A 24,028-nucleotide genomic window follows, 5' to 3' on the forward strand; every position below is an offset into this window, starting at 1 on the left:
TCGTCGCCTCATTCTCCGGGTGCTCATGCTCCGGGTTCTCCGTCGCCCTTGCCCGGGTCCACCGTGTCCAGGGCCCCCCGCAGCGCGGCCAGGAAGGCGTCCACCTCCGCGTCGCCGATGATCAGCGGCGGCATCAGCCGTACGACATCCGGCGCGGGGGCGTTGACCAGAAGGCCCGCTTCCTGGGCCGCCTGCTGTACCTGCTGTGCGTGGGGGCCCGTGAGCACGATACCCAGCAGCAGGCCGGAGCCGCGGACGTGGTGGACGAGGGGGTGTCCGAGCCCCTCGACCTCGTCGCGGATGCGCTCGCCGAGCCGCTTCACGTTGTCGAGCGCGCCGTCCGCGGCCAGGGTGTCCAGCACGGCGAGGCCGGCCGCGCAGGCGATCGGGTTGCCGCCGAAGGTGGTGCCGTGGTGGCCCGGCTTCAGCAGGTCGGCCGCGGCGCCGAAGGCGACGGTCACGCCGAGCGGCAGTCCGCCGCCGATCCCCTTGGCGAGGGTGACGATGTCGGGCTCGACGTCCTCGTGGGCCTGGTACTCGAACCAGGTGCCGCACCGGCCGATGCCGGTCTGCACCTCGTCGAGGACGAGCAGGGTGCCGGTGGCCCGGGTGATCTCGCGGGCTGCGGTGAGGTAGCCCCTGGGCGGGACGACCACGCCGTTCTCGCCCTGGACGGGCTCGATGATCACGAGCGCGGTGTCCGTGGTGACGGCGGCCCGGAGTGCCTCGACGTCCCCGTAGGGCACGTGGGTGACCTCGGCGGGCAGCGGCAGGAACGGCTCCCGCTTCTTGGGCTGTCCGGTGAGGGCGAGCGCGCCCATGGTCCGGCCGTGGAAGCCGCCGGTGGTGGCCACCATGCCGGTCCGGCCGGTGAGCCGGCCGATCTTGAAGGCGGCTTCGTTGGCTTCGGCGCCGGAGTTGGCGAAGTAGACCCGTCCGCTCCGGCCGAAGAGCTGGAGCAGCCGCTCGGCGAGCGCGACCGGCGGTTCGGCGATGAAGAGGTTGGAGACGTGCCCGAGGGAGGCGATCTGCGTGGAGACGGCCTCGACGATCGCGGGGTGGGCGTGGCCCAGCGCGTTCACCGCGATACCGCCGACGAAGTCGAGGTACTCCTTGCCGTCGGCGTCCCAGACGCGGGCGCCCTCGCCCCGGACGAGGGGGATCTGCGGCGTGCCGTAGTTGTCCATCAGCGAACCGCTCCACCGCTGACCGAGTTCCGCGTTCGTCATGCTGACCCCTCCGTGCCGTCCTCGGCTGCCGTGTCCGCGTCGGGCACGACCATCGTGCCGACTCCCTCGTCCGTGAAGATCTCCAGCAGGATCGCGTGCTGGACCCGGCCGTCGATGACCCTGGCGGTCTCGACGCCGTTGCGTACCGCGTACAGGCAGCCCTGCATCTTCGGGACCATGCCGCTGGACAGCTCGGGCAGGAGCTTCTCCAGCTCGGTCGCGGTGATGCGGCTGATCACGTCGTCGCTGTGCGGCCAGTCCTCGTAGAGCCCTTCGACGTCGGTGAGGACCATCAGCGTCTCGGCGTTCAGCGCGGCGGCCAGGGCGGCCGCGGCGGTGTCGGCGTTGACGTTGTAGACGTGGTCGTCGTCGGCGGAGCGGGCGATCGAGGAGATGACCGGGATGCGGCCGTCCGCCAGCAGGGCCTCGATGGCCCCGGTGTCGATCTCGGTGATCTCGCCGACCCGGCCGATGTCGATGAGCTCGCCGTCGATGGTCGGGCGGTGCTGGACGGCGGTCATGGTGCGGGCGTCCTCGCCGGTCATGCCGACGGCGAGCGGCCCGTGCTGGTTGAGCAGGCCGACGAGCTCGCGCTGCACCTGTCCGGCCAGCACCATCCGTACGACGTCCATCGCCTCGGGCGTGGTGACCCGCAGTCCGGCCTTGAACTCGCTGACCAGGCCCTGCTTGTCGAGCTGGGCGTTGATCTGCGGGCCGCCGCCGTGCACGACGACGGGCTTGAGGCCTGCCTGCCGCAGGAAGACGACGTCCTGGGCGAAGGCGGCCTTCAGGTCCTCGTCGATCATGGCGTTGCCGCCGAACTTGATGACGACGGTCCGGCCGTTGTGCCGGGTGAGCCAGGGCAGCGCTTCGATGAGGATCTGCGCCTTCGGGAGGGCGGTGTGCTTCCGCGCCGTGCTCTTCCCGGCGTTCTTGCCGGGGTTCTTTTCGGTGTTCTTGCCGGTGTTCTTGCCGGGGTTCTTTTCGGTGCTCATGAGCTGTACGCGCTGTTCTCGTGGACGTACTCGGCGGTGAGGTCGTTCGCCCAGATGACGGCCGACTCGGTGCCCGCGGAGAGGTCGGCGGTGATCCTGACCTCGCGGTACCGCATGTCGACGAGGTCGCGGTCGTCGCCGACGCTGCCGTCTCGGCAGACCCAGACGTCGTTGATGGCGACGTTCAGCCGGTCGGGGTCGAAGGCGGCCCGGGTGGTGCCGATCGCGGAGAGCACCCGGCCCCAGTTGGGGTCCTCGCCGTGGATGGCGCACTTGAGGAGGTTGTTGCGGGCGATGGAGCGGCCCACCTCGACGGCGTCGTCCTCGGTCGCGGCTCCGACGACCTCGATCCGGATGTCCTTGGAGGCGCCCTCGGCGTCGCCGATGAGCTGCCGGGCCAGGTCGTCGCAGACGGTCCGTACGGCCGCGGCGAACGCGTCCTGGTCCGGGGTGATGCCGCTGGCGCCGGAGGCGAGGAGCAGCACGGTGTCGTTGGTCGACATGCAGCCGTCCGAGTCGACCCGGTCGAAGGTGGTGCGGGTGGCGTCGCGCAGGGCGGCGTCCAGCGCGGGCGCCTCGACGTCGGCGTCGGTGGTGAGGACGACGAGCATGGTGGCGAGGCCCGGGGCGAGCATGCCCGCGCCCTTGGCCATGCCGCCGACGGTCCAGCCCTCGCCGGCGGCCACCGCGGTCTTGTGGACGGTGTCGGTGGTCTTGATGGCGATGGCGGCGTCCGTGCCGCCTTCCGTGCTGAGGGCGGCCGCGGCCTTGCCGACGCCGGCGAGCAGCTTCTCCATGGGGAGCAGCGTGCCGATGAGCCCGGTGGAGCAGACGGCGATCTCGCCGGCGCTGTGGCCTTCGAGGGCCTCGGCGGCCTTCTCGGCGGTGGCGTGCGTGTCCTGGAAGCCCTTGGGGCCCGTACAGGCGTTGGCACCACCGGAGTTGAGGACGACGGCGGAGACCTCGCCGCCCTTGAGGACCTGCTGGGACCAGAGGACGGGTGCGGCCTTGACGCGGTTGGAGGTGAAGACTCCCGCGGCGGCGCGGCGCGGCCCGAGGTTGACCACGAGGGCCAGGTCCGGGTTGCCGCTCTCCTTGATCCCGGCGGCGATGCCCGCCGCCGAGAATCCTTGTGCTGCCGTGACGCTCACTGCATCTCCTCGTTCGCTTCTCCGCCCGCGCGGTGCGGCGCTGGGGCGGTTTCCGTGGTGGTCCGGGGTCCGGCGTCCGTACGCCCGGCGCCCGGGGTGGGTGCGGCCGGGCGCACGCCGGTCAGGGGGCCACACCGACCGTGGTCAGACCGGCGCCCTCGGGCAGCCCGAGGGCGATGTTCGTGCTCTGCAGGGCGCCTCCGGCGGTGCCCTTGGCGAGGTTGTCGATGGCGCTGATCACGATGATCCGGTCGGCGGCGGGGTCGTACGCCACCTGGATCTGGACGGCGTTGGAGCCGTACACGGAAGCGGTGGCGGGCCACTGGCCCTCGGGGAGGAGCTCGACGAACGGCTCGTCCGCGTACGCCTTCTCGTAGGCGGCGCGGAGCGCTCCCGCGTCCACGCCCGGCTTCGCCTTGGCGCTGCAGGTGGCGAGGATGCCCCGGGGCATGGGGGCGAGGGTCGGGGTGAAGGAGACGGAGACGCGTTCCCCGGCGACGGCGCTGAGGTTCTGCGTGATCTCCGGGGTGTGCCGGTGCCCGCCGCCGACGCCGTACGGGGTCATGTTCCCCATCACCTCGGAGCCGAGGAGGTGCGGCTTGGCCGCCTTGCCGGCGCCGGAGGTGCCGGACGCGGCGACGACGACCGCCTCGAGCTCGGCGAGCCCGGCAGCGTACGCCGGGTAGAGCGCGAGGGAGACGGCGGTCGGGTAGCAGCCGGGGACGGCGATCCGCTTGGACCCGGCGAGCGCGGCGCGGGCACCGGGCAGCTCGGGGAGGCCGTAGGGCCACGTGCCGGCGTGCGGCGAACCGTAGAATTTCTCCCAGTCCCCCGCGTTCTCGAGCCGGAAGTCGGCGCCCATGTCGACGACCAGGACCTCGTCCCCGAGCTGCTCGGCGACGGCGGCGGACTGCCCGTGCGGCAGGGCGAGGAAGACCACGTCGTGCCCGGCGAGCACCTCGGCGGTGGTCGGCTCCAGCACCCGGTCGGCGAGGGGCCGCAGGTGCGGCTGGAGCGCGCCGAGCGTCTGCCCGGCGTTGGAGTGGCCGGTCAGGGCGCCGATCTCGATCTCGGGGTGGGCCAGCAGCAGACGCAGCAGCTCACCGCCGGCGTATCCGCTCGCCCCTGCCACCGCTGCACGTACCACCATCGGAATCCTCCTCATCGATGGCATGACTATACGCAGGTGCGCACTTTTATGCAAAGGTTCTGGAGGGCCCGTCCGGAGCGGGTGGGATCGATCGTCCGGGGCGCTCCGTCCCCGACGAGCCGGTGACGGGCCGTGCCGGCGGACGAGGGCGACAGGTCCACCTCCACCAGCGGCCGATCGCTCCCTCGCACGGCCCGGGGTGCCGTCTGCCACGGAAACCGGTGGATGGCACCCCGGAGCATTTTCAGGGGTTCAGCATGGAATTCGACTCCAGGAGCGCCTCGGGCACGGCGAAGCCCTCGACGAGGGACAGCGAGTGCGGCACGAGGGCGTCGAGGAGCTTCCCGGTGACCTTGTAGAGGTTCCGGACCTGGTCGGCCGTCATCCTGCCCTCAGCCAGGAGGTCCCCGCTGTGCGCGGCCACCTGGCGCAGCGCGAACAGCCCGAACAGATCCAGCAGCAGCCTCCGCCCCTGGTCGGAGCCGGCCCGGGCCGCCGCCGTGAGCATCTCCTCCCCGGCCCGTCGCCGGACGTGCGCGTCCACCAGGGTGAGAGCCGGGCCCACGATGTTGTTCCACCGCGCCGACGCCGAGGGGGCGGGCTGGTGGCGTTCTTCGCTGGCCCTGTCGTGCCAGATGCGCTCGACATCGGCCAGGAGGTCCAGCTGGAACTGAGGGTCGGTCAGCAGACGTTCCCCGGGAAGGATTTCGCTCGGCGGCTTCAGGGCGATGGCGCCGAGGGCCATCTCTCCGCCGGCCTTGGCGGCGACGACCTGATTGTCTCCCTCGGCGGTGATGGTTCCCTCGTTGGCCGCGAGCTGCATGGCGATGCCATGGCCGAGGAACAGCCCGCGGGCGCCACTCCTCTCCCGGCAGGCCGTCATCGTCCTGCGGGCCTCCCAGGTGATCCACGTCTTGGCGACGGCTATGTCCCGCTCGCACGCCGCGCGGTCCTCGTCCGTACCGTCCGCGGCGCGGGTCCACCGCGTGACCACCGACCGGTGGAGCAGGGTGGCCGCGTACGTGGTGGCCACCGCCTCCAGGAGGGGGGCGTGGTGACTGCGGTGCTCGATCAGGGGCTGCGTCGCGCGGGTGGTCATCGACGACGTGATCCGGTCGTGGGAGAGCCGCATGGTCACGGCCAGCGCGTGGCGCGTCGCGCCGAGGCTGTACCCGGACATGCACAGCTTGCCCATGGTGACCCGGCCTATGGAGTGCAGATACCGGCGCCGAGGACTGCCCACGGCGCTGCTGAACTCCCCCTCGCGGGTGAGGCGTCCGTGGTCGCCCTGGAGCATCGCCTCGTAGGGCAGACGCACACCACGGAACGTCGTGACGCAGTGATCGACCGGGGCACTGGCCGTCTCGGCCAGCTCGCGCACCTCGATCCCTCGCAGGTGGACCCCGTCGGCATCGCTCAGCGGGGTCAGGAAGAGGAAGATGCCGTGGTCGGTACCGTCGACCAGCAGACGTGCGGCCACGACCGCCGCCTTCGCGCCGCCGGCCGAGGACGTGTTGGGCATGAACTTCGCGGCCCCGGGCGTCGGAGTGTCCAGGACGAATCCGCCCGACTCCCGGTCGAACGTCGCCGTGGTCTCACATCTCGCGGCGTCATTGCCGTGCCCGAGCTCCGTACACAGAAACGTCCCGATCCGATCGGTGAACCCGGCCAGATCGTCACCGGTGCGGCCGTGATCGACCAGGCTCCCGAGAAACAGGTTGAAGTGGATCGAGCTCACGGTGGCCATGCCCGGGTCGACCCCGGCCCACTCGTGGAGGGCGGACAGCTCCGCGGCGTCCGCCACGAACCGCTCCATCCGGCCGGGAACAGCCGCACGCACCAGCCCAAGACGCTCGTAGGAGAGCGCTATGCGCTCCTCACGGGTCAGCCCTTCACGGAACGAGAAGGGGGCTGAACCGAACAGACCGCGCCAGCGATCATGCGTCTCGGCGAGGCGGCCGCCGTAGAGCGCGTGGGTGAGATCGGCGAGGAGCGGGAGCGGCGGGCGGGAGGCGTTGTCTCGCATCTGATGGGAAGTCACATCGGAACGCTAATAGCAATCACGGGGTCTCCCAGAGTGATGATCAACACGATTGGCGTGATCTGATACGCGGTAGGCGCCGGCCCCCGAGCACGGGAGTCCCCCTGCCGGCATCGGGGTGGCGCAGCCCGGAACGGGTGGGCGGCGGACTCGGCAGCGGGCGGCCCACACCTCCGTTCAAGGCCCGCCCCCTCGCGACGGCGAACACGATGAGCCGATCTGCCGACGGGTGGTCAGGCAGCAGGGGTGGCTCCGCGATGAGGACTCCCAGCGCCATGCGTCGCACCGCAGGACGCGGCGACCTGAGCGGCCTTGATCCGCCGGACACCACCGCAGGGTGGGGCTGGCCCTACCCCGCGGTGGCCGGTCAGCCGGTTGGCCGGGGCGGCGCGAACCTGGGACTGTGGCGCCATGACTGATACCTCGTCACTCCGCACCATGCCCCAAGTGCCCGCCGGGCGTGGGCCCGTGGCCCACCGGTTCCGTGGGGAGTTGGGATATCTGCTGTCCGGACTGCCCCTCGGGGTGGCGGCCTTCACCGTCGCGGTGACGGGTTTCGCCTTGGGAGTGTCCACTCTCGCGGTCTGGATCGGACTCCCCATACTGGCCGGAACTCTGCGCGCTGCCGGGTCCCTGGCCAATTCGGAACGCCGGCGGGTGGCTGCCGTCACGGGCCGTCCGTTCCCGTTACACCACCCTGGTCCGGCCGGCGCAGGATGGGCCGGGGCGCTGCGGACCGTGCGTGAACCACGGTCCTGGCGCGACCTGGTCCATCTTGTCGTCGCCTTTCCGCTTCAGGTCGTCACGTTCGGCGTGGCGCTGACGTGGACCCTCGGCGGGGTCGGCGAGTTGCTCTACTTCACCTGGTCGTGGGCCCTGCCGCAGGGACCGGGTAACCAGGGACTGGTGGAGCTGATGTTCGACAACTCCTCGCGGGCGGCCGACATCGGCTTCAACACGGTCACGGGTGTGGTCCTGTTGGCCACTGTGGTCCCGGTGATCCGCGGGCTGACCGCGGCACAGACCCGGCTGGCCCGCGCCCTGCTGAGTGACCGGGCCGCGTAACCACGGCTGGGCCAGGTGTACCGCCCCGTCATGCCGGGGACACGGCCGGCCGGCGGAAGGCGCGGTGCGGGCGGTGGAAGGCGCGGTGCGGGCGGTGGAGCCGGCCGGATGCGCTCGTCCGGTTCCTGCGATGAAGGGCGCCCGTCCGGTTCCGAGGGGGCCGGGGATCCGGCCGGGGATCAGCAAGGCTTGTCCGGCCACCCGGCCACCCGGCCAGCCACCCGGTGCGCCGATCGGAGGAAGCCGGGCGGCGCGGGACGTGTCGTCCGACAGAACCAGTGGTCCGCTCGCCACGCTGGACGGTCTTTGCCCGTTCACGAGTAGGGGTGAGTTCCATGGACCCATCACGCGGTATCAACAGGCGTGCGCTACTGGCGGCGGCTCCCGCCCTGGTCGCCGGCGCACTTCAGGCCCCCCGCGCTTCGGCGTCGGCGGCGCCGCAGTTCAGCCCGCCTCCGGTGATCGGGTCGGCGGACGGCGTCCTGTCGACCACGCTGCGGGTCGCGTTCGCCCGGCGCACGCTCGCCGGGGTCGGCGACGTCGATCTCCGGCTCTACAACGGAGAGGCCATCGGGCCGACGCTCCGCGTGCGTCCGGGCGACCTGCTCGACATCGAGCACATCAACGAGCTGCCGCCCAACCCCGATCAGGCCACTCACAGCGACCACAACGTGCCGCACCGGTTCAACACGGTGAACCTGCACACCCACGGGCTCCACGTGTCGCCGAGCGGCGAGGCGGACAACGTCTTCCGGGAGTTCGCTCCCTACGATCCGGCCAACGGCCAGACCGCCACGAGTTACCGAAGCCGCATCGAGATCCCCTCCGGCCACGAGGGCGGCACGTACTGGTACCACTCGCACGTGCACGGGTCGACCGCCGTCCAGCTGTCCGGCGGCCTGCTGGGCGCGATCGTCGTGGAGGGCGCGATCGACCGGGTTCCGGAGATCGCGGCCGCGAGCGACGTCGTGATGGCGATCGGTGAACTCAAGCTCTCGGACGGTCAGGTGCCGGACCTGCACGCCGAGGACGACCTCGACGCGGTCGAGTCGACGTACGTCGTGAACGGCCTCTTCCGGCCGGTGGTCCAGGTGCGCGAGGGCGAGGTGCAGCGCTGGCGCCTGATCAACGCGTCGGCGTTCACCGTCCTGCCGATCCGGGTGGAGGGACACGCCCTGCACCAGATCGCCGTGGACGGCATCGCCCTCACCCGGACCGTCGAGCTCGACGGGGTCACCCTGGCGATGGGCAACCGGTCCGACGTCATGATCAGGGCGCAGCGCCCGGGCGACTACCGGATCATGGCGGGCGACATCCTGCTGGCGACGATGACCGTGCGGTCCGGCTCCGGCGCGCGGATGGAACTGCCCACGGACCTGCCGGGGCCCACCCCGTACATCGACCCGGGTGCGGTGACCCGACGCCGCTCCCTGACCTTCCACAGCGACAGGAACGCCTTCCCCGGCCGGCCCTTCCCGCACGCGTTCCGTATCACCGGCGACGGAGCGACGCCGGCCACCCGCGACCTGGCCGATCCGACGGATCCGACGTACGGCCGGTTCGATCCGGAGCACGTCAACCACACCCTCCGGCTCGGCGACACGGAGGAATGGACCCTGCTCAACAACTCGAACGGCCACCCCGTCCACCCGTTCCACCTGCACACCAACCACTTCCTGGTGACCGCAGTCGACGGCCGCGCCCTCGGCACACCGGTGTGGCAGGACACCATCGGCATCAGGAGGGGAGGCTCGGTGACCCTGCGCGTCCGCTTCGAGGACTTCACCGGTCGGGCCCTCGTCCACTGCCACCAGCTCCAGCACGAGGACCAGGGGATGATGCAGCTCGTCGAGTACGTCGAGTGACTCCGGACGGCTCGGAACGGCTCGGCATGGCCAGAATGGCTTGAACAGCCTGCCCGAGGGGGCCCGGGCGGTTCCACGGACCGCCCGGGGCCCCGAGGCGCGCCGTCGAAGTGCCGTCGAAGTGCCGTCGTTCGGCCGGAGGCCGGGATTCCAACAACGCCGAGCGTACGCACCGGGCGTCGCCGGACCCGCCCTCCGGGCGGACAGCGCTACTCTCGCAACACGCTTTAGGATCCCCCGGTACGACGACCGGGAGGGTGGGGACATGGGCGAGGGCGCCGGGGACGGGACAGCGGCGGGTGTGCGGCCGGGGCGCGGCGCACCGCTGCCGAGCACCCTCGATCTCATGGACCCCGCCGCCTGGCTCGCGCTGGACGCGGGGGTGCGTGAGGTGACCGGGTACCGCTCGCTGGACGCGGGGGTGCGTACGGTGACGGGGTACCGCTCACTGGTCGCGGCGGTGCGCAAGGTGGCCGGTTACGGCTCACCGGTCGCGCACGCGGGCCCGCCGCCCGTCGACCCGGGGCAGGACGAGGAGTCGGGGCTCGTGCTTGCCCTCTGCCACCGCAACGGGCGGGTCCGTCAGGAGGCGGTACGCCGGTCGGCCGGCCGCCCCGGTCTGCTGCCACTGATCGTGATCCGCTGCACCGACTGGGCCGGCCCGGTGCGCGAGGCCGCCCGGCGGCTGCTGCGCGAGGCCCTGGACGAGGATTCCGCCACCACCCTCGCTCCCTTGGTCCTGCTCGTCGGCCGCCGCCACAGAGGCGCCTTCGGCGTCGAGTTGCTCGGGGAGGTCCTGCGCCGGGCGCCCCTGGAGCGGCTCGCGGTTCTCTTCGCCGCCCCGGACCGTGCCGTCCGGCGGTTCGCCTACCGGCTGGCCGTCGAGCGCCGGCTGCTCGGCCCCGTGGAGCTGGCCCGCGCCGCCGCCCGCGACGTGGACGCCGTGGTCCAGGACCTGTGCGCCACGGCCGCGCTCGCGGCGCTCACGACCCTGCGCGACGAGGCGGCGCACGAGACGTCCGGGACGCATGAGACGCACGACGCGGCGGCGCAGGAGACATACGAGGCCGTGCTCGCGCCCCTGTTGACCGCGCGCCACCCGCGTGCCCGTTCGGCCGGCGTCACCGCGCTGCGGCGGGCGGGGCTGTCGGAGCGGGCGGAGGCCTTCCTCGGCGACCGGTCGGGGCTGGTCCGCGCGTGCGCCCGGTACGTCGTACGGCAGCACGGCGGCGATCCGGCGGCCTGGTACCGGGAGCGGTGCACGGCGGCGGCCGGCCCGGGGTGGGCGCCCGGCGCGGTGGTCGGGCTCGCCGAGTGCGGGAACCGCCCGGACGCCGCGCTGCTGTGGCCGCTCCTCACGCACCCAGCGGCCGCGGTGCGAGCGCGGGCGGTGGCCGGACTTCGGCTCCTGGACTGCGTGGAGGCCGGGCGGTTGCTGCCCCTCCTCGACGACGCGGCCGCCGGGGTCGCCCGGGAGACGGCCCTCGCCCTGGTGCCGTCGGTGGGGCAACTGCCCGTCGACCGGCTGCTGGAACGTCTCTACGGGCGGCCCCGGCACGTCCGGCTCGCCGCGTTCCGGCTGCTCGACGCGCGCGGCGGGATCGAGGCGCTACGGGCGGCCGTCGGGCTCCTGGAAGACCCGGACGTGAAGGTACGTACCCGGGCAGAGCAGTCCGTGCGGCGGTGGCGCCCGCCCGTGGACGCGCGGCACCACGGCACGGAGGTGGCGGAACTGCTCGACCAGAGCCGCCATCTCTTCAGCGCGTACGAGCTGCTCCGGCTCAAGTGGGAGGCCGGGGCAGCTGGTTGAGTACGCCAGGGGTGACGCGCCCGCAGGACCCGGACCCGCACCGAACCGGGTGATCCGGGCGCGCGACCGAGTACGCCACCAGTTCCCCCGGGCCGCCCTCGCACCCCTCCCTCATCAGGCGGCGGCACGCTCGGTGTCGGGGCGGCGCCGCAGCGCGGCCTGCTGGATGGCGGGCGGGTCGTACGCCATGTCGAGCCTCCCGATGTCGGTGCCGGGGGGCACGACGGCGTCGATCCGGTCGAGGATCTCGTCGCTCAGGCGGACCTCGGCGCCCGCGAGCAGGTCGTCGAGGTGGGCCATGGTGCGCGGTCCGATGATCGCCGAGGTGACACCGGGGTGGGCGATGGCGAAGGCCGTGGCCAGGTGCGTCAGCGGCATCCCCGCCTTCTCGGCGAGGGGGATGAGCTGTTCGACGACGTCGAGGCGGCGTTCGTCCTTCAGGTGCTTGAAGCCGAAGCCGGCGCGGTGCGTGGTGGCTTCCTGGCCCTTGCGGTAGCGGCCGGTGAGCAGGCCCCCTGCCAGCGGGCTCCAGACCAGCGCACCGATTCCGTACCGTTCGCAGGCCGGCAGGACCTCGCGTTCGATGCCCCGGTTGAGGATCGAGTACGTCGGCTGCTCGGTGCGGAAACGCTGCAGGCCGCGCCGTTCGGCGGTCCACTGCGCCTCGACGATGTCGGTGGCGGGGAAGGCGGAGGAGCCGATGGCCCGGACCTTGCCGGCGCGGACCAGGTCGGTGAGGGCGGAGAGGGTCTCCTCGATGTCGGTGTCCGGCGCGGGGCGGTGGATCTGGAACAGGTCGACGTGGTCGGTGCCCAGACGGCGCAACGAGTCCTCCAGGGCGCGGACCAGCCAACGCCGCGAGTTCCCCTGCTGGTTGGGGTCGTCGCCCATCGGGAGGTGGGCCTTGGTGGCCAGGACGACGTTGTCGCGGCGGCCCTTGAGCGCCTTGCCGACGATCTCCTCGGACTCGCCGCGCGAGTAGGCGTCGGCGGTGTCCACGAAGTTGATGCCCGCGTCCAGCGCCTTGTGGATGATGCGGACGGAGTCGTCGTGGTCGGGGTTTCCCATGGCGCCGAACATCATGGCGCCCAGGCAGTAGGGGCTGACCTTGATGCCGGTCCGGCCCAGCGTGCGGTATCGCATGGTTCTCCTCGTATGCGCGTTTTGTATGCATGATCCTGTGCGGAGTCTTGTACGGACGGTCTGCGCGCACGGCCCGTGGCGGGTCCCGCCCTGTTCGAGCGACAAAAGCGGAACACCGTTCCGTAACGACAATACGGAACGATGTTCCGATTCACAAGGGGCCGAGAGGGATCGTGCGGACAGCGCTCCGCAACGACCGTCCGTGCACCACCGAGGGCCCCGCGATCTCGCTCGGACGTGTCCTTCTACGCTGGGCCGATGGAATGCGAGGGGGACTTCCGGGTCGGTGACGTGTTGTCGGTCGCCTGCCCCTTCACGGAGACCGTGGTCGTGGAAGGCGTGAGGTGGGGTCACCTGTCGGTGCGCTGGCCGTGGTGGTCGATCGACGAGGGCAACGAGCTCTTCCGCTGGAACGGGGTCATGGCCCTGGGCGTGGAGGGCGGGGACGCCTACCCGGAGAACCTGTCGGAACTGTTCCGGACCGACCCGCCGCCCCACCGTCTGCGGCCGGGTGACCTCTGCCGGGTCGGGGTGCCGCCGACCTTGGTGCACGTCACGTCCGTCGACCGTCACGACCCGCCGCTGGAGACCGGCTGGCTGCCGCGTCCGACGCTGACCGTGGCCGTGCTGCCCGAGGGCATGTCCTACCGGGAGTACCCGGACGGGAGCCATCTCGACGGCTACGGCCACGGTCTCCATCCGGGCGACGGGACGCCGTACGCCTTCGAGCTGCTGTTGCGGCCGTACGCGTTCCTGCGGGCGGACGACGAGGTGGCCGACGCCGAGGGCAGAGCCTGGCGCCTCCGCGGGCCCTGGGAGTGGGAACCGTTCGACGGGGCGGCCCCCGGCCCGGGCCCCGTGTGGCCGCTCGTGCTGCTGACCCGCTCCGGGGTCCCCCGGTCCGGCGCGGACGCTGATGCGGAGGCGGTGGCCTCGGGCACGGCGACCGGTTCCCACCAGGACACCGTGCGGCGGTGGATGTCCCTCACCGGGGCCTCGCCCACCCCCTGAGCAGGGGCGGACGCGGAGCTCCTGGGCTGCCCGCGCGGCCCACCCGGTCCCCCGCGACCAGCCGCGTCCGGCGGACGGGGGCCGGACACCGAGCTCCAGCCGTCAGCGCGACTCGTCCGGGTCGAAGCTCGCGAAGTAGGCGGCGGCCATGTCCTCGTGGCCGTGACCCTGGGCGGCGGCCCGGGCGAAACGGTCCGCGCTCGCTGCGGCGCCGTCGAGGCGGACGCCGTACCGCTGACCGGCCTCCACGATCAGGCGGGCGTCCTTCTCGGCCGTGGTCACCGCGAAACTGGCCGGTTCGAGGCCGCCGTCGAGGATGAGGGCGGACTTGGCGCGCAGATAGCCCATGTCGAGCGGGCCGCCGGCGATGGCGTCGAAGAAGTCCTGCGGGTTCACGCCGAGTCCCTTGGCGAGCGCCAGGGACTCTCCGGTGGCGGTGGTGGCCGCGATGACCCAGCTGTTGGCGACGAGCTTGAGGCGGGTGGCGCCTCCGTCGGCCCCGTTCTCGCCCGTCCAGACCGTACGGGCCCCGACCGCGTCCAGCACGGGGGCGACGGAGGCCCGCTGCTCCGCAGGGCCCGCCGCGAGGATCAGCAGCTGCCCGGCCTCGGCGGGCTGCCGGGTGCCGAGCACCGGTGCGTCGAAGAAGACCAGGCCGTGCTGGTCGGCGTAGGCGGCGAGCTCCTCGACGGCGTCGACGCCCACGGTGGTCGACTGCACCCAGGCGGTGCCGGAACGGAGCGCGGGGGCCGCCTGTCGCATGACCTCCGCCACCGCCGCCCCGTCGTGCAGCATCGTCAGGACCACGTCGGCGCCTTCGACGGCCTCGGCCGGGGTGTCGGCGATCCGCGCGCCGTCCTCGGCCAGCGGCTCGGCCTTGTCCCGGGTGCGGTTCCAGACCTGTACGGAGTGTCCGGCGCGGGCGAGGTTGCGGGCCATGGCGGCGCCCATGATCCCGGTGCCCAGAACGCTGACGGTCAGTGTGTCGGTCATGGTCGGAGTCGGCCTCTCTGCCGGGTGGAACACGGACGGTGACGCGGTGGCGCCTTCAGCCGGCGCCGGCGCCCCCACCCGCACGTTACGTGGTGCCGCGGAGTCCGGGGAGGACGGGCGGCGGGAGGCGGCGGGCCATCTCGGCCACCGGCAGGGCGGGGTTGGCCGCGGCAGCCCTGGCCGGTTCGTGGTCCGGGTGGTCGAGCAGCCCGACGAGCACGGGCAGAGGCAGGGCCGGGTGGCGGGCCGCCTCGATGCGTACCCGCGAGTCCGCCAGGCAGGCGACCAGCGAGGCCGGGGTCGCCCCGGGGCGGCCGGCCACCGCGCGGAGCACCTTGCGTACGGGCGGGGTGCGCAGGGCCAGTTCCTCCAGGAACTCGGGCGAGGCGTCCGGGTTCTCGGCCACCCGCCCCGCCACCTGGGCCCCGAAGCGCGTGGTCATCGCGCGCAGCACCGCCTCGGAGAGCCCGGGGTGCGGGGCCACCGCGCGGACCACCTTGGCGTCGGGGTCGGCGGCGAGCCGGTCGCGGATCCGGTCCGGCAGGTCGTGGCGCTCGGCCACCAGGGCCCGGTTATCCGGTCGTCGGATGGTCCGCGTGCCCGCTCCGGGCAGCCGGGCCTGGCTGGAACGGTCGTCGCGGCCGACGCGGCCGGGCGTTCACAGCTCCGCCCGGCCGCCCGAGGTGTGCCGGCGGCCGGGCGGTGGTGGAGCGTGGATCAGGAGTCGGTCTTCTCGGCGCGCGCGGCGCGTTCGGCGTTCCGCTCCTTGATGCGGACGGCCTCCTTGCGCACGTCCGCCTGGGTGGCGCGCTCGGCGCTCAGCCACTCCGGCATCTCGTTCTTGAGGGCGTCGATCTGCTCGGTGGTGAGCGGCTCGGTCACGCCTCCGCGGGCCAGGCCGGAGATGGAGACGCCCAGCTTGGCGGCGACGACCGGGCGGGGGTGCGGGCCGTTGCGGCGCAGCTCTTCCAGCCAGGCCGGCGGTTCGGCCTGCAGCGCGTTGAACTCGCCGCGCGAGACCACACCCTCCTGGAACTCGGCGGGGGTGGCTTCGAGGTACACACCCAGCTTCTTCGCCGCGGTGGCGGGCTTCATCGTCTGGGGTGTCTGGTGCGAGGTCATGTGTCAAGAGTAGCGAGCGTGCGCGAGGCCGCCGACCACACCGGTCGCCGAAGGGCGGGGCGGCGGCGCCCGGGCCATGATCCGGACGAGAGGCCCTGGCCCGGGGCCGGTAACCTGGCGGGGTGACTGGCTCCGACGCACCCCCCTCGTTCCGCCTTGCCTACGTACCGGGCGTGACGCCTTCCAAGTGGGTGCGCATCTGGAAAGAGCGCTTCCCCCTCATTCCCCTGGAGCTGGTCTCCGTGCCGTCCGGCGAGGCCCCGGCGCTGCTGCTGGACGGTGGCGCCGACGCGGGCTTCGTACGGATGCCGGTCGGGCGCGAGGAGCTCAGCGCGATCCCGCTGTACACCGAGACCACGGTGGTGGTGATCCCCAAGGACCACCTGCTGGCGGCCGCGGATGAGGTGTCCACCGAGGACCTCGCGGAGGACATCGTGCTCCACCCGCTCGACGACTCGCTCGGTTGGGAGCGCCCGCCGGGTCTGCCCGCGTTCGAGCGGCCGGAGACGACGGAGGACGCGGTGGCGCTGGTCGCGGCGGGGATCGGTCTGCTGGTCGTCCCGCAGTCGCTCGCCCGGCTCCACCACCGCAAGGACCTCACCTACCGGACGATGACGGACGTCCCGGAGTCGCGCATCGCGCTCGCGTGGCCGGAGGAGAAGACGACCGAGAGGGTCGAGGACTTCATCGGCATCGTCCGGGGCCGCACGGTGAACAGCTCCCGCGGGCGTACTCCCACTCCCCCGCAGCCCAAGCAGGAGAAGCGGGCGGCCGCCGGTGCCCGTCGCGGCGCCGGCGCGGGCAAGCCGTCGGCCCGCAACCCGCGGGGCGGCTCGGGAGGCGGCGCCAAGGGTGGCAAGAGCGCCGGCGGGGCCAAGGGAGCCAAGCGCGGAAAGCCGCGCGGCCGGTAGCGGGAGCGCGCGGAAAGCCGGCCGTACGTGACGCCGGTCGTACGTGACGCCGGCCGTAGTGACGCCGGCCGTACGCACGCGGCGGTCCTGGCTTCCGGGGCGACGGCCCGTACCGCCCCGGGCGCCCGCTCGTTACGCTCGCCGCCATGGGCGTTCTCCTGCCGTTGCTGATCGTTGCCGGATGTCTGGCCGCCGTCATGGGCCTCCTCGGGTTGCTCGCGGCCCGGGTACGGCGCCGGGGGACGGCCGGGGCCGCGATCGGGGCGGCCCTCGCGTCGTACGAGGAGGCGTTCCGTACCACGTCGTACGCCGCTCACCAGGAGATACGCGCCCAGGCCGACCGGCAGGCCCCGCTGCCGTCCCCGGACGGCGACCGGCGCCCCACGACGCCGGAGTACGCGCCCGGGGACCGTACCGGGCGGCCATTCGGGCGCAGCTCCCGAACGGGGCGGCGGGGGCCTTTCGGCCTCGGGCGCGCCCGGCCGCGAGGCGGGCGTTCGGGCGGGCGCTGAGGCGCGCGGCGGGCGGTCGGTTCCGCGAGCGGCGGGGCCGTCGAGCCCCCGGGGGGACCCCTCTGCGCGAGACCCGGGCCGAGAAGTGTCAGGATGGTTGTATGACCATCAAGGCTTACTTCGACATCACCATCAACGACGAGCCCGCCGGGCGGATCACGTTCAACCTCTTCGAGGACGTCGTCCCGAAGACCGTGGAGAACTTCCGCGCCCTCGCCACCGGCGAGAAGGGCTTCGGCTACGCGGGCTCCTCCTTCCACCGCGTCATCCCGGACTTCATGCTCCAGGGCGGCGACTTCACCCGTGGCGACGGCACGGGCGGCAAGAGCATCTACGGCGAGAAGTTCGCGGACGAGAACTTCAAGCTCACGCACAACAAGGCGGGCCTGCTCTCGATGGCCAACGCCGGCCGGAACACCAACGGCTCGCAGTTCTTCATCACCACCGTCCTGACCCCGTGGCTCGACGGCAAGCACGTCGTCTTCGGTGAGGTCGCGGACGAGGACAGCATGAAGCTGGTCCAGAAGATCGAGTCCCTGGGCTCCCAGAGCGGCCGCACCTCGGCGAAGATCACCATCGCGGAGAGCGGCGTCCTCTAAGGATTCCGTCCGAGGAATCCGGTTCGGGGATTCCGGTTCGGGGATTCCGGTTCGGGGATTCCGGTTCGGAGACGCGCGGGTGGGCGGGAGACCGTCGGCCCGCGCGTCTTTCGTTCTCCGGTTCCCCTGGCGCCCGCACTTCCCCCACTACAGCCCCACGGCGCCGTCGACCCCCTGGCGCAGCAGGTCGGCGTGGCCGTTGTGGCGCGCGTACTCCTCCACCATGTGCAGCATGACCCACCGGAGCGAGACCCGCCCCTGCCAGGGGTCGACGGCGGAGACGTCGAGATCCGCGGCTTCGGCGACGAACCGTTCCGCGAAGTCGACCTCCTCGCGCCAGGCCCGCCAGGCTTCCTCCGTACGGGCGGCGTCGGGCACGGCGCGGTCGAACGCGCTGTCCGGCTCGTCCACCGTGGAGAAGGGCGCTGGTCCGTCATGGCCGGCCAACCGCAGCCGGAACCAACGGTGTTCGACGTCGGCGAGGTGCCGGACGAGTCCCAGCAGGGACAGGCCGGAGAAGTCCACGGACCGCAGGGCCATGGCTTCGGCGTCGAGCCCGGAGCACTTCAGGACCAGGGTCTCCCGCTGGCGGCGCAGGGACGCGGCGAGCATGGTCCGCTCGTCGCTCAGCGTCGGGACCTCTGCCCGTGGGTCACTTCCAGGATCGGTGAACATCTCCGCAAACCGTTGCATGTCCGGGATTGTGGCCGATGTGCACCCTCCGTCGCAGGAGTTTCACCCTTCCCGTGCAGCTGAAGCAGGAGGCAGGAGGCACATCATGAGGCCGGTGGTTCCAGGCAGAGGCTCCAGCGGCCGGGTTGCCCGGCGAGGGTGACGGCGGAGAGCGGGCGCACGTCGATGTTCCAGTACGCCGACGGCGGGGCCTTCAACGCGTAGACGAGGATCGCGCGGACCACGGCGGGTTCGGCCACCGCGACGATGGAACCGCCGTCGAAGGGGCGGGTGTCGAGCCAGTGGCCGATGCGCCCGATGAAGCCGAGCAGCGGCTCGCCGCCGTGCGGTGCGGACCGGGGATCGGCCAGCCACGCGTCTACGGCGGCGGGCTCGCGGGCCGCGACCTCCGCCAGGGTCATGCCCCGCCAGCGCCCCATGTCGCAGTCGCGCAGGTCGGGTTGGGCCATGGGGGCGTACCCGAGAGCGGCACCGGTGGCCCGGCTCCGGGGGGTCGGCGCGCAGTAGCGGAGGTCGGCCGCGCCGAGCGGGACCAGCGCGTGGGCGACGAGTTGCACCTCATGCCATCCGGTGTGGTCCAGCGGACGGTCGTCGTCGAAGCGCTCGGCGAGCAGGGACGAGCTTCGCGCTGCCGCCACGAGGGAAACCCGAACACTCATGGCCGCGATGGTGAGGCCGCCGACCCTCGGGGTCAAGGGGGCCTGCATCAAAGGGAGTTGACGATCTAACGGTTGACCAGAGTCATCCACTTTCCGGGCTCCTCCAGCTCTCGGAAGCCGACCTTCCCGTACACCCCGTGGGCGTCGCCCGTGGAAAGCAGGATCCTGCCGACACCGGCCGGGGCGAGGTGGTCGCGGACCGCTTCGGCCAGCCGGACGCCGAGTCCCCGCCCGCGGGCCACCGGGGCGACGTAGACGTCACAGAGCCAGGCGAAGGTGACGTGGTCGGTGACCACCCGGGCGTACCCGACCTGGGTTCCGGAACTCCTTTCGTACACACCGAAGTTGAGTGAGGCAGCGATGGCCGCGTCCTGCTTGGCGCGACTGCGCCCGAGCGCCCAGTAGGCGTCGGTGGAGAGCCAGTGGTGAATACGGGCCGGGTCGAGCCGGGCGGGGTCGGTCGAGATGTCGTAGTCCTGCGTGATCGTTTCGGTCATGGGCCCAGGCTAGAACAGCACTCCGGACCGGCCCAGCCGTTTCCGGTGCACGCGGCACCACCGGTCACACCCGGGGAACCCCCACCGCTCACCGCGTGTCGTACGCGATGCGCAGCCGCCTGACCCCTTCCGCGATCTCGCCCGCGCCGGAGGCGGCCGCGAAGCTGATCCGGACCTGCGCGGAGGGCGGTTCGGCGCAGAAGTACGGGCGCCCGGGGGCCACGGCGACCCCGGCCCGCAGGGCGCCGGTGACGAACGCGGCCTCGTCCGCACCGCTGCCGCCCCCGCCGGGGACGCGCAGCCAGAGGCTGCCGCCGCCGGACGGCACGTACGGCAGGTCGAGTTCGGGCAGCGAGCGGCGGAGCTCACCGGCGAGCAGGGTGCGACGCCGGGCCAACTCCCCTGCCACGAAGCGCAGATGGGTACCCCAGGCTGGAGATCCGACCAGTTCGAGTGCGGCTTCCTGGAGTGGCCTGGGCACGAAGAAGCTGTCCACGACCTGGATCGCGCGCAGCCGTTCCAGCACCGGGCCGCGCGCGGCGAGCGCGCCGACGCGCAGACTGGGCGAGGTGACCTTGGTGAGCGAACAGACGTGGACGACCACCCCGTCCGGATCGTCGGCGGCCAGCGGCGGCGGCAGGGGGCCCGCGTCCTCGTGGGCGAGGCGGCGGGCGAAGTCGTCCTCCACCACGAACGCGCCCGCGGCCCGAGCGATCCGCCGCACCTCGGCCCTCCGCTCGGGGTGGAGTACCGCCCCCGTGGGGTTCTGGAAGAGCGGCTGGCAGACGAAGACCCGCGCCCCGGTGGCACGGAACGCCGCGTCCAGCAGTTCGGGGCGCACGCCGTCCGCGTCCACCGGTACAGGGACGGGCCGCAGCCCGGCGGCCCGGGCGACGGCCAGCATGCCGGGGTAGGTCGGCGACTCGACGAGCACCGGAGCCCCGGGCGGGGCGAGCGCGCGCAGCGCGGTGGCCAGCGCGCCCTGGCCGCCCGCCGTGATCAGGACGTCGGCCGCGCCGACGCCGGGTCCGATCTCGCGGGCGAACCAGGCGCGCAGTTCGGGCAGCCCGTCCACGGGCGGCCGGTCCCAGGCACCGGGACGGCGGCCGGCCCGCGCGAGGGCTGCGGCCAGGGCCCGTTCGGGCTGGAGGGTGGGGTGGAGATAGCCGCCGTTGAACTCGATGACGCCCGGCGGGGGCGCGGCGAGCGTGACGAGGACCCCCGAGGCGTCGACGGTACGGGGCACCACCTCGGGCCCGCCGTCCCCGCTGAGCGAGACCTCCTGCCAGGACGTGTCGCCCGGGGCCGGGGCAGTCGTACGCGGCTGGGCACGGAAGGCCCCGGCGCCGGGCCGGGTGACGACCAGCCCCTCGGCGGCCAGTTGGGCGAGGGCCCGGGTGACGGTGACCGGGCTGACCCGGAAGCGCTCGACGAGAGCACGGCTCGACGGCAGCTTTCCACCCGGTGAGTAGCGGTCCAGCTCTTGGCGCAGGGATTTCGCCAACTCACCCACACTGCTACGCTCTTCCATGAGAGAACACGATAGCGCTATCCGGCTGACCGCGATAGCGCTCACTCCCACCGCCACTCCCCCGGCCCCGACGCCGACCCCGGCCTCACCTCCGGCCTCGACATCGCCCCCAGCCTCCCAGCCGGCCCCGGCCTCCGAGCGGACCGGCTTCGTCCTCGCCTCCCTCGGCGTCGTCGCCTTCTCGCTGACCTTCCCCGCCACCGTGTGGGGGCTGGAGAGCTTCGGCCCCTGGTCGCTGGTGGCGCTGCGCAGCGTGCTCGCCGCGTTGGTCGCGGGCACGGTCCTGCTGGCGGCCCGCATCCCGTGGCCGGGCCGCCGTCACCTGGGCGGGCTGCTGGTCGTGGCGGGCGGAGTGGTGGCGGGGTTCCCGCTGCTGACCACGCTCGCGCTGAGGACGACGACCTCCTCGCACTCGGCCGTGGTGGTGGGGCTGCTGCCGCTGACCACGGCGGTGTTCTCGTCCCTGCGCACGGGCACCCGCCCGCCCCGCGCGTTCTGGATCGCGGCGCTCGCGGGGGCCGCCGTGGTGCTGGCGTTCACGGTCGCCCAGAGCGGCGGCACGGTCTCGGCCGGCGACCTGTATCTGTTCGGTTCGCTGGTGGTGTGCGCGGCCGGGTACGCGGAGGGCGGCAGGCTGGCGCGGTCGATGCCCGGCTGGCAGGTGATCGGCTGGGCACTGGTCCTCTCACTCCCGGTCACGGTGGCGGGCAGCGCGGTCGCGCTGTCGTACGAGCCCGTCACGCTGACCGGGCAAGGGATCGCCGGCCTGGTCTGGCTGGCGGCCGGGTCCACCTTCATCGGGCTGTACGTCTGGTACCGGGGCATGGCGGAGATCGGTATCCCGCGCGCCAGCCAGCTGCAACTGGCCCAGCCACTGCTGACGCTGGTCTGGTCGTTCCTGCTGCTCGGCGAGGAACTCTCCGCGGCCGCCCCGATCGCGGCGGTGGCCGTACTCGTCTGCATCGCGGTGACCCAGCGGGCGGGCACCCGGCGACCGCGTGAGCGCCACGCCCCGCGGTCATAGACTTGTCGACACAGGGACCGCCGTCCAGGAGGAGGTCGTTCCCGATGGAGGCCCACACCGGCGACCGGTTGCTGACCCACGGCAGAACCGTCGGCCGGCCCGACCAGGTCGCCGAGATCATCGAGGTACGAGGCCCGCGCGGCACCCCGCCGTACCGGCTGCGCTACGCGGACGGCCACGAGTCGCTGGCGTACCCGGGGCCGGACAGCGTGGTGCAGCACACGGGCGGAGCGGAGAAGCCGGAGACGAAGTGAGCGGCGCCGGTAGCCGGGACATCCGGCACCGCGCCGCAGACGGCGGAGAGAGCTGGTCCGCCCAAGCACCGAACCGGAAAGCGCAAAACGCAGCCGTAAGCTCGTCGCTCGGCACCGGACGCTGAGAGTGCCCCCTCAGGCAGCTACGGGGACGCCGACAGTGGTCGCGCGCTCCAGAAGTGCTCTCGCCTGCCGATTCGAAGAGTAGGGGGAGAGCACGGACACCATCTCGCGCATGCGATCGTCGCACCTTCCGGACTGCACCATCGGGTAATCGTCCAGAGCCTCGTTCCAGGTGCCCACGGCTGCTTCAAGATGCCCGATGGCGAACTGACGCTCAGCGGTCAGGCCGAGATGTCGCACCTTGGCTCGCCTGTAGAGGCTGTGCCGAAGTCTGTTCGACTCCTGCATGGACTCAACTGCTCCGGCAGCGTCGCCGAGTTCGTGCCGCACCTGGGCCACGTGATACATCAGCGAGGACGGGTCGTAGGAACCGAAGGCTCTCGCCTGCGATTCAGCTACGTCCATTGCCTTTTCTGCTTCCTTCATACGGAGAAGAGCACTGTCGCGCTCACCGAGTTGAGCAGCGGCGTGCGCCTGCTGGCCTGCCAGGAAGGCCCGCATGCGAGGGCCGGCGTGCGGTGAGGCAGCTGCGGCAGCGTCAGCCAGACGAAGCGCATGCCGCCCGTGCCCGAGATCCACAACCTGGACGGACATGCCCCGCAGTGTCGTGCAGTAGGTCAGGTGGTCGTCGGCAGCACCGGCCAGTTCCAGAGCCTTGAGGTAGTAGCGCTGGGCCAGTCCGTGAAGTCCCTCGTCCACCGCCATGTAGCCGGTGAGGTAGCAGAGGTCCGCAGCGGCGGACATCATCTCTTTCCGCACCGCGTCCGGGGCTTGCGCGTGCAGGTAACCGGCGACGGTGTTCACCAGAAACGCCGCCGCCATCGGCCTGGCATGCCTGCCTCCGAACTGGTCGTCCAACTCGGAGACCCGCTCCGTCATCTGCGTGACCATCTCGACTTCTCCGCGTCCGATACGGGTCACCTGGCCCGCGGCAAACGCTTCGGCGCGACCCACTACGTCTGGCCAGTCCGGAATGGTGAGCGCCACGGAGAACAGTGCCGCACCCGGTACGGAACGACGTGAGGGATCCATGTCCTGCCTCCCCAGATCGACGAGTCCTTCCACCGTATCGAGTGGGGTTCCCTCTCCCTGGAGCCGAGGAAAGCCCGTCTCCTCACGGGTAACCGGTCGGGACAACCGGCGGGAGAAGACTTCGAGGATCAGGCCCCTGGCCTCTTTGCGCGGCATGGTGCCGTCAAGCCAGTGCTTCACCGCGGATTCGTCGTAGCGGGTAGGCCGCCCGGTCTCCGTACCAGCCCTGTTCACTGCCATGGCGAAGCTGCTGTATGTCCAGCCGGTCTCTCGCAGAAGGCGAGCCAATCCCTCATTCGGCTTCTTCTGAGACACAGTCAACCGCCCTTGTTTTCAAGGCTTTCAAGTCCTCGCGTCACGGGTTCCTCAACCTGCTCGTCCGCGAGGATCTGGGCGCCGACCACGACCCGGCCGTACGGGAACTGATCGGCAGGGCGTACGTCCTTCTGGCGGCGAAGGCCCCCACGCGGGAGACACCGTGCTTCAGCGCCTACGCCCACGTGCGGGAGGCAGCCGACATCGCCCGGCGTCTGCTCAGGGTCTGGGCCGGAAGGAACCGCGAGGCCGGGCGGCAAGGCAGGGACGCGGTGCGAGTGACCGGGGAACGCCCGTGACGAC

General features: G+C 72.2%; 23 protein-coding genes. 9 read left to right on the top strand and 14 right to left on the bottom strand.

Annotated features, from left to right (window positions below):
* Positions 1–23 precede the first annotated feature (23 nt).
* The 5 genes from OG599_RS05285 to OG599_RS05305 form a co-directional block, all read right to left on the bottom strand.
* Positions 24–1,229, bottom strand: coding sequence for an acetylornithine transaminase (locus OG599_RS05285; protein ID WP_327174769.1), 1,206 nt, complete (start codon positions 1,227–1,229; stop codon positions 24–26).
* Positions 1,226–2,224: an acetylglutamate kinase gene (argB, locus tag OG599_RS05290; protein ID WP_327174770.1), complete on the bottom strand. Its 999-nt coding sequence runs from the start codon at positions 2,222–2,224 to the stop codon at positions 1,226–1,228. Before argB ends, OG599_RS05285 begins: the two co-directional genes overlap by 4 nt.
* Positions 2,221–3,375, bottom strand: a complete 1,155-nt coding sequence (gene argJ, locus OG599_RS05295; RefSeq protein ID WP_327174771.1) for a bifunctional glutamate N-acetyltransferase/amino-acid acetyltransferase ArgJ — start codon at positions 3,373–3,375, stop codon at positions 2,221–2,223. The genes argB and argJ overlap by 4 nt, the downstream gene beginning before the upstream one ends.
* Before the next feature lie 121 nt (positions 3,376–3,496).
* Positions 3,497–4,525, bottom strand: coding sequence for an N-acetyl-gamma-glutamyl-phosphate reductase (gene argC / locus OG599_RS05300; protein WP_327174772.1), 1,029 nt, complete (start codon positions 4,523–4,525; stop codon positions 3,497–3,499).
* A gap of 244 nt (positions 4,526–4,769) precedes the next feature.
* Positions 4,770–6,551 (bottom strand): acyl-CoA dehydrogenase, encoded by a 1,782-nt coding sequence (locus OG599_RS05305; protein ID WP_442809661.1) that lies wholly within the window; start codon positions 6,549–6,551, stop codon positions 4,770–4,772.
* Between the two features lie 453 nt (positions 6,552–7,004).
* On the opposite strand from OG599_RS05305, the gene OG599_RS05310 reads away from it, so the two are divergent.
* The 3 genes from OG599_RS05310 to OG599_RS05320 all read left to right on the top strand — a co-directional run bounded on the left by OG599_RS05310 (position 7,005) and on the right by OG599_RS05320 (position 11,306).
* Complete coding sequence (locus tag OG599_RS05310; protein WP_327179928.1) at positions 7,005–7,631, top strand: sensor domain-containing protein; 627 nt, start codon at positions 7,005–7,007, stop codon at positions 7,629–7,631.
* Between the two features lie 335 nt (positions 7,632–7,966).
* Complete coding sequence (locus OG599_RS05315) at positions 7,967–9,496, top strand: multicopper oxidase family protein (RefSeq protein WP_327174774.1); 1,530 nt, start codon at positions 7,967–7,969, stop codon at positions 9,494–9,496.
* A 265-nt stretch (positions 9,497–9,761) separates the two neighbouring features.
* Entirely contained in the window at positions 9,762–11,306 is a 1,545-nt protein-coding gene (locus OG599_RS05320; protein WP_327174775.1) for a hypothetical protein, read from the top strand.
* Between the two features lie 114 nt (positions 11,307–11,420).
* Here OG599_RS05320 and OG599_RS05325 read toward each other — a convergent pair whose 3' ends face one another.
* Entirely contained in the window at positions 11,421–12,449 is a 1,029-nt protein-coding gene (locus OG599_RS05325) for an aldo/keto reductase (RefSeq protein ID WP_327174776.1), read from the bottom strand.
* A gap of 258 nt (positions 12,450–12,707) precedes the next feature.
* Here OG599_RS05325 and OG599_RS05330 point away from each other — a divergent pair, with 258 nt between their 5' ends.
* On the top strand, positions 12,708–13,460 hold the full coding sequence (locus tag OG599_RS05330; RefSeq protein ID WP_327174777.1) for a hypothetical protein: 753 nt from the start codon (positions 12,708–12,710) through the stop codon (positions 13,458–13,460).
* A 102-nt stretch (positions 13,461–13,562) separates the two neighbouring features.
* Here the strand turns inward: OG599_RS05330 and OG599_RS05335 are convergent, their stop codons facing one another.
* From OG599_RS05335 to OG599_RS05345, 3 genes are all read right to left on the bottom strand, one after another.
* A complete protein-coding gene (locus tag OG599_RS05335; RefSeq protein WP_327174778.1) occupies positions 13,563–14,453 on the bottom strand; it encodes an NAD(P)-dependent oxidoreductase in 891 nt (296 codons plus the stop codon).
* Between the two features lie 85 nt (positions 14,454–14,538).
* Positions 14,539–15,015: a hypothetical protein gene (locus OG599_RS05340; RefSeq protein ID WP_327174779.1), complete on the bottom strand. Its 477-nt coding sequence runs from the start codon at positions 15,013–15,015 to the stop codon at positions 14,539–14,541.
* A gap of 155 nt (positions 15,016–15,170) precedes the next feature.
* The gene (locus OG599_RS05345; protein WP_327174780.1) at positions 15,171–15,575 is read right to left on the bottom strand and encodes a DUF5997 family protein; all 405 of its coding nucleotides are present in this window, start codon (positions 15,573–15,575) and stop codon (positions 15,171–15,173) included.
* A gap of 122 nt (positions 15,576–15,697) precedes the next feature.
* Here OG599_RS05345 and OG599_RS05350 point away from each other — a divergent pair, with 122 nt between their 5' ends.
* The 3 genes from OG599_RS05350 to OG599_RS05360 all read left to right on the top strand — a co-directional run bounded on the left by OG599_RS05350 (position 15,698) and on the right by OG599_RS05360 (position 17,597).
* Positions 15,698–16,486 carry a LysR family substrate-binding domain-containing protein gene (locus OG599_RS05350; RefSeq protein ID WP_327174781.1) on the top strand — a complete coding sequence of 263 codons (789 nt, stop codon included), beginning with the start codon at positions 15,698–15,700 and terminating at the stop codon, positions 16,484–16,486.
* 146 nt (positions 16,487–16,632) lie between these two features.
* A complete protein-coding gene (locus OG599_RS05355; RefSeq protein WP_327174782.1) occupies positions 16,633–16,998 on the top strand; it encodes a hypothetical protein in 366 nt (121 codons plus the stop codon).
* A 101-nt stretch (positions 16,999–17,099) separates the two neighbouring features.
* The gene (locus OG599_RS05360; protein WP_327174783.1) at positions 17,100–17,597 is read left to right on the top strand and encodes a peptidylprolyl isomerase; all 498 of its coding nucleotides are present in this window, start codon (positions 17,100–17,102) and stop codon (positions 17,595–17,597) included.
* Positions 17,598–17,744: 147 nt separating this feature from the next.
* On the opposite strand, the gene OG599_RS05365 is transcribed toward OG599_RS05360, so the two are convergent.
* From OG599_RS05365 to OG599_RS05380, 4 genes are all read right to left on the bottom strand, one after another.
* On the bottom strand, positions 17,745–18,290 hold the full coding sequence (locus tag OG599_RS05365) for a DinB family protein (RefSeq protein WP_327174784.1): 546 nt from the start codon (positions 18,288–18,290) through the stop codon (positions 17,745–17,747).
* 83 nt (positions 18,291–18,373) lie between these two features.
* Positions 18,374–18,949 (bottom strand): histidine phosphatase family protein, encoded by a 576-nt coding sequence (locus OG599_RS05370; RefSeq protein WP_327174785.1) that lies wholly within the window; start codon positions 18,947–18,949, stop codon positions 18,374–18,376.
* A gap of 65 nt (positions 18,950–19,014) precedes the next feature.
* Complete coding sequence (locus OG599_RS05375) at positions 19,015–19,446, bottom strand: GNAT family N-acetyltransferase (protein ID WP_327174786.1); 432 nt, start codon at positions 19,444–19,446, stop codon at positions 19,015–19,017.
* An 88-nt stretch (positions 19,447–19,534) separates the two neighbouring features.
* Positions 19,535–20,977: an aminotransferase-like domain-containing protein gene (locus OG599_RS05380; protein ID WP_327174787.1), complete on the bottom strand. Its 1,443-nt coding sequence runs from the start codon at positions 20,975–20,977 to the stop codon at positions 19,535–19,537.
* Between OG599_RS05380 and OG599_RS05385 the strand changes: the two genes are divergently transcribed.
* On the top strand, positions 20,976–22,001 hold the full coding sequence (locus tag OG599_RS05385; protein ID WP_327174788.1) for a DMT family transporter: 1,026 nt from the start codon (positions 20,976–20,978) through the stop codon (positions 21,999–22,001). The two genes, OG599_RS05380 and OG599_RS05385, sit on opposite strands and share 2 nt — an antisense overlap.
* Before the next feature lie 44 nt (positions 22,002–22,045).
* Positions 22,046–22,255, top strand: coding sequence for a DUF1918 domain-containing protein (locus tag OG599_RS05390; RefSeq protein WP_327174789.1), 210 nt, complete (start codon positions 22,046–22,048; stop codon positions 22,253–22,255).
* A gap of 135 nt (positions 22,256–22,390) precedes the next feature.
* Here the strand turns inward: OG599_RS05390 and OG599_RS05395 are convergent, their stop codons facing one another.
* Complete coding sequence (locus tag OG599_RS05395) at positions 22,391–23,725, bottom strand: tetratricopeptide repeat protein (protein ID WP_327174790.1); 1,335 nt, start codon at positions 23,723–23,725, stop codon at positions 22,391–22,393.
* Positions 23,726–24,028 lie beyond the last annotated feature (303 nt).

This window comes from Streptomyces sp. NBC_01335 (assembly GCF_035953295.1).
Classification (GTDB): domain Bacteria; phylum Actinomycetota; class Actinomycetes; order Streptomycetales; family Streptomycetaceae; genus Streptomyces.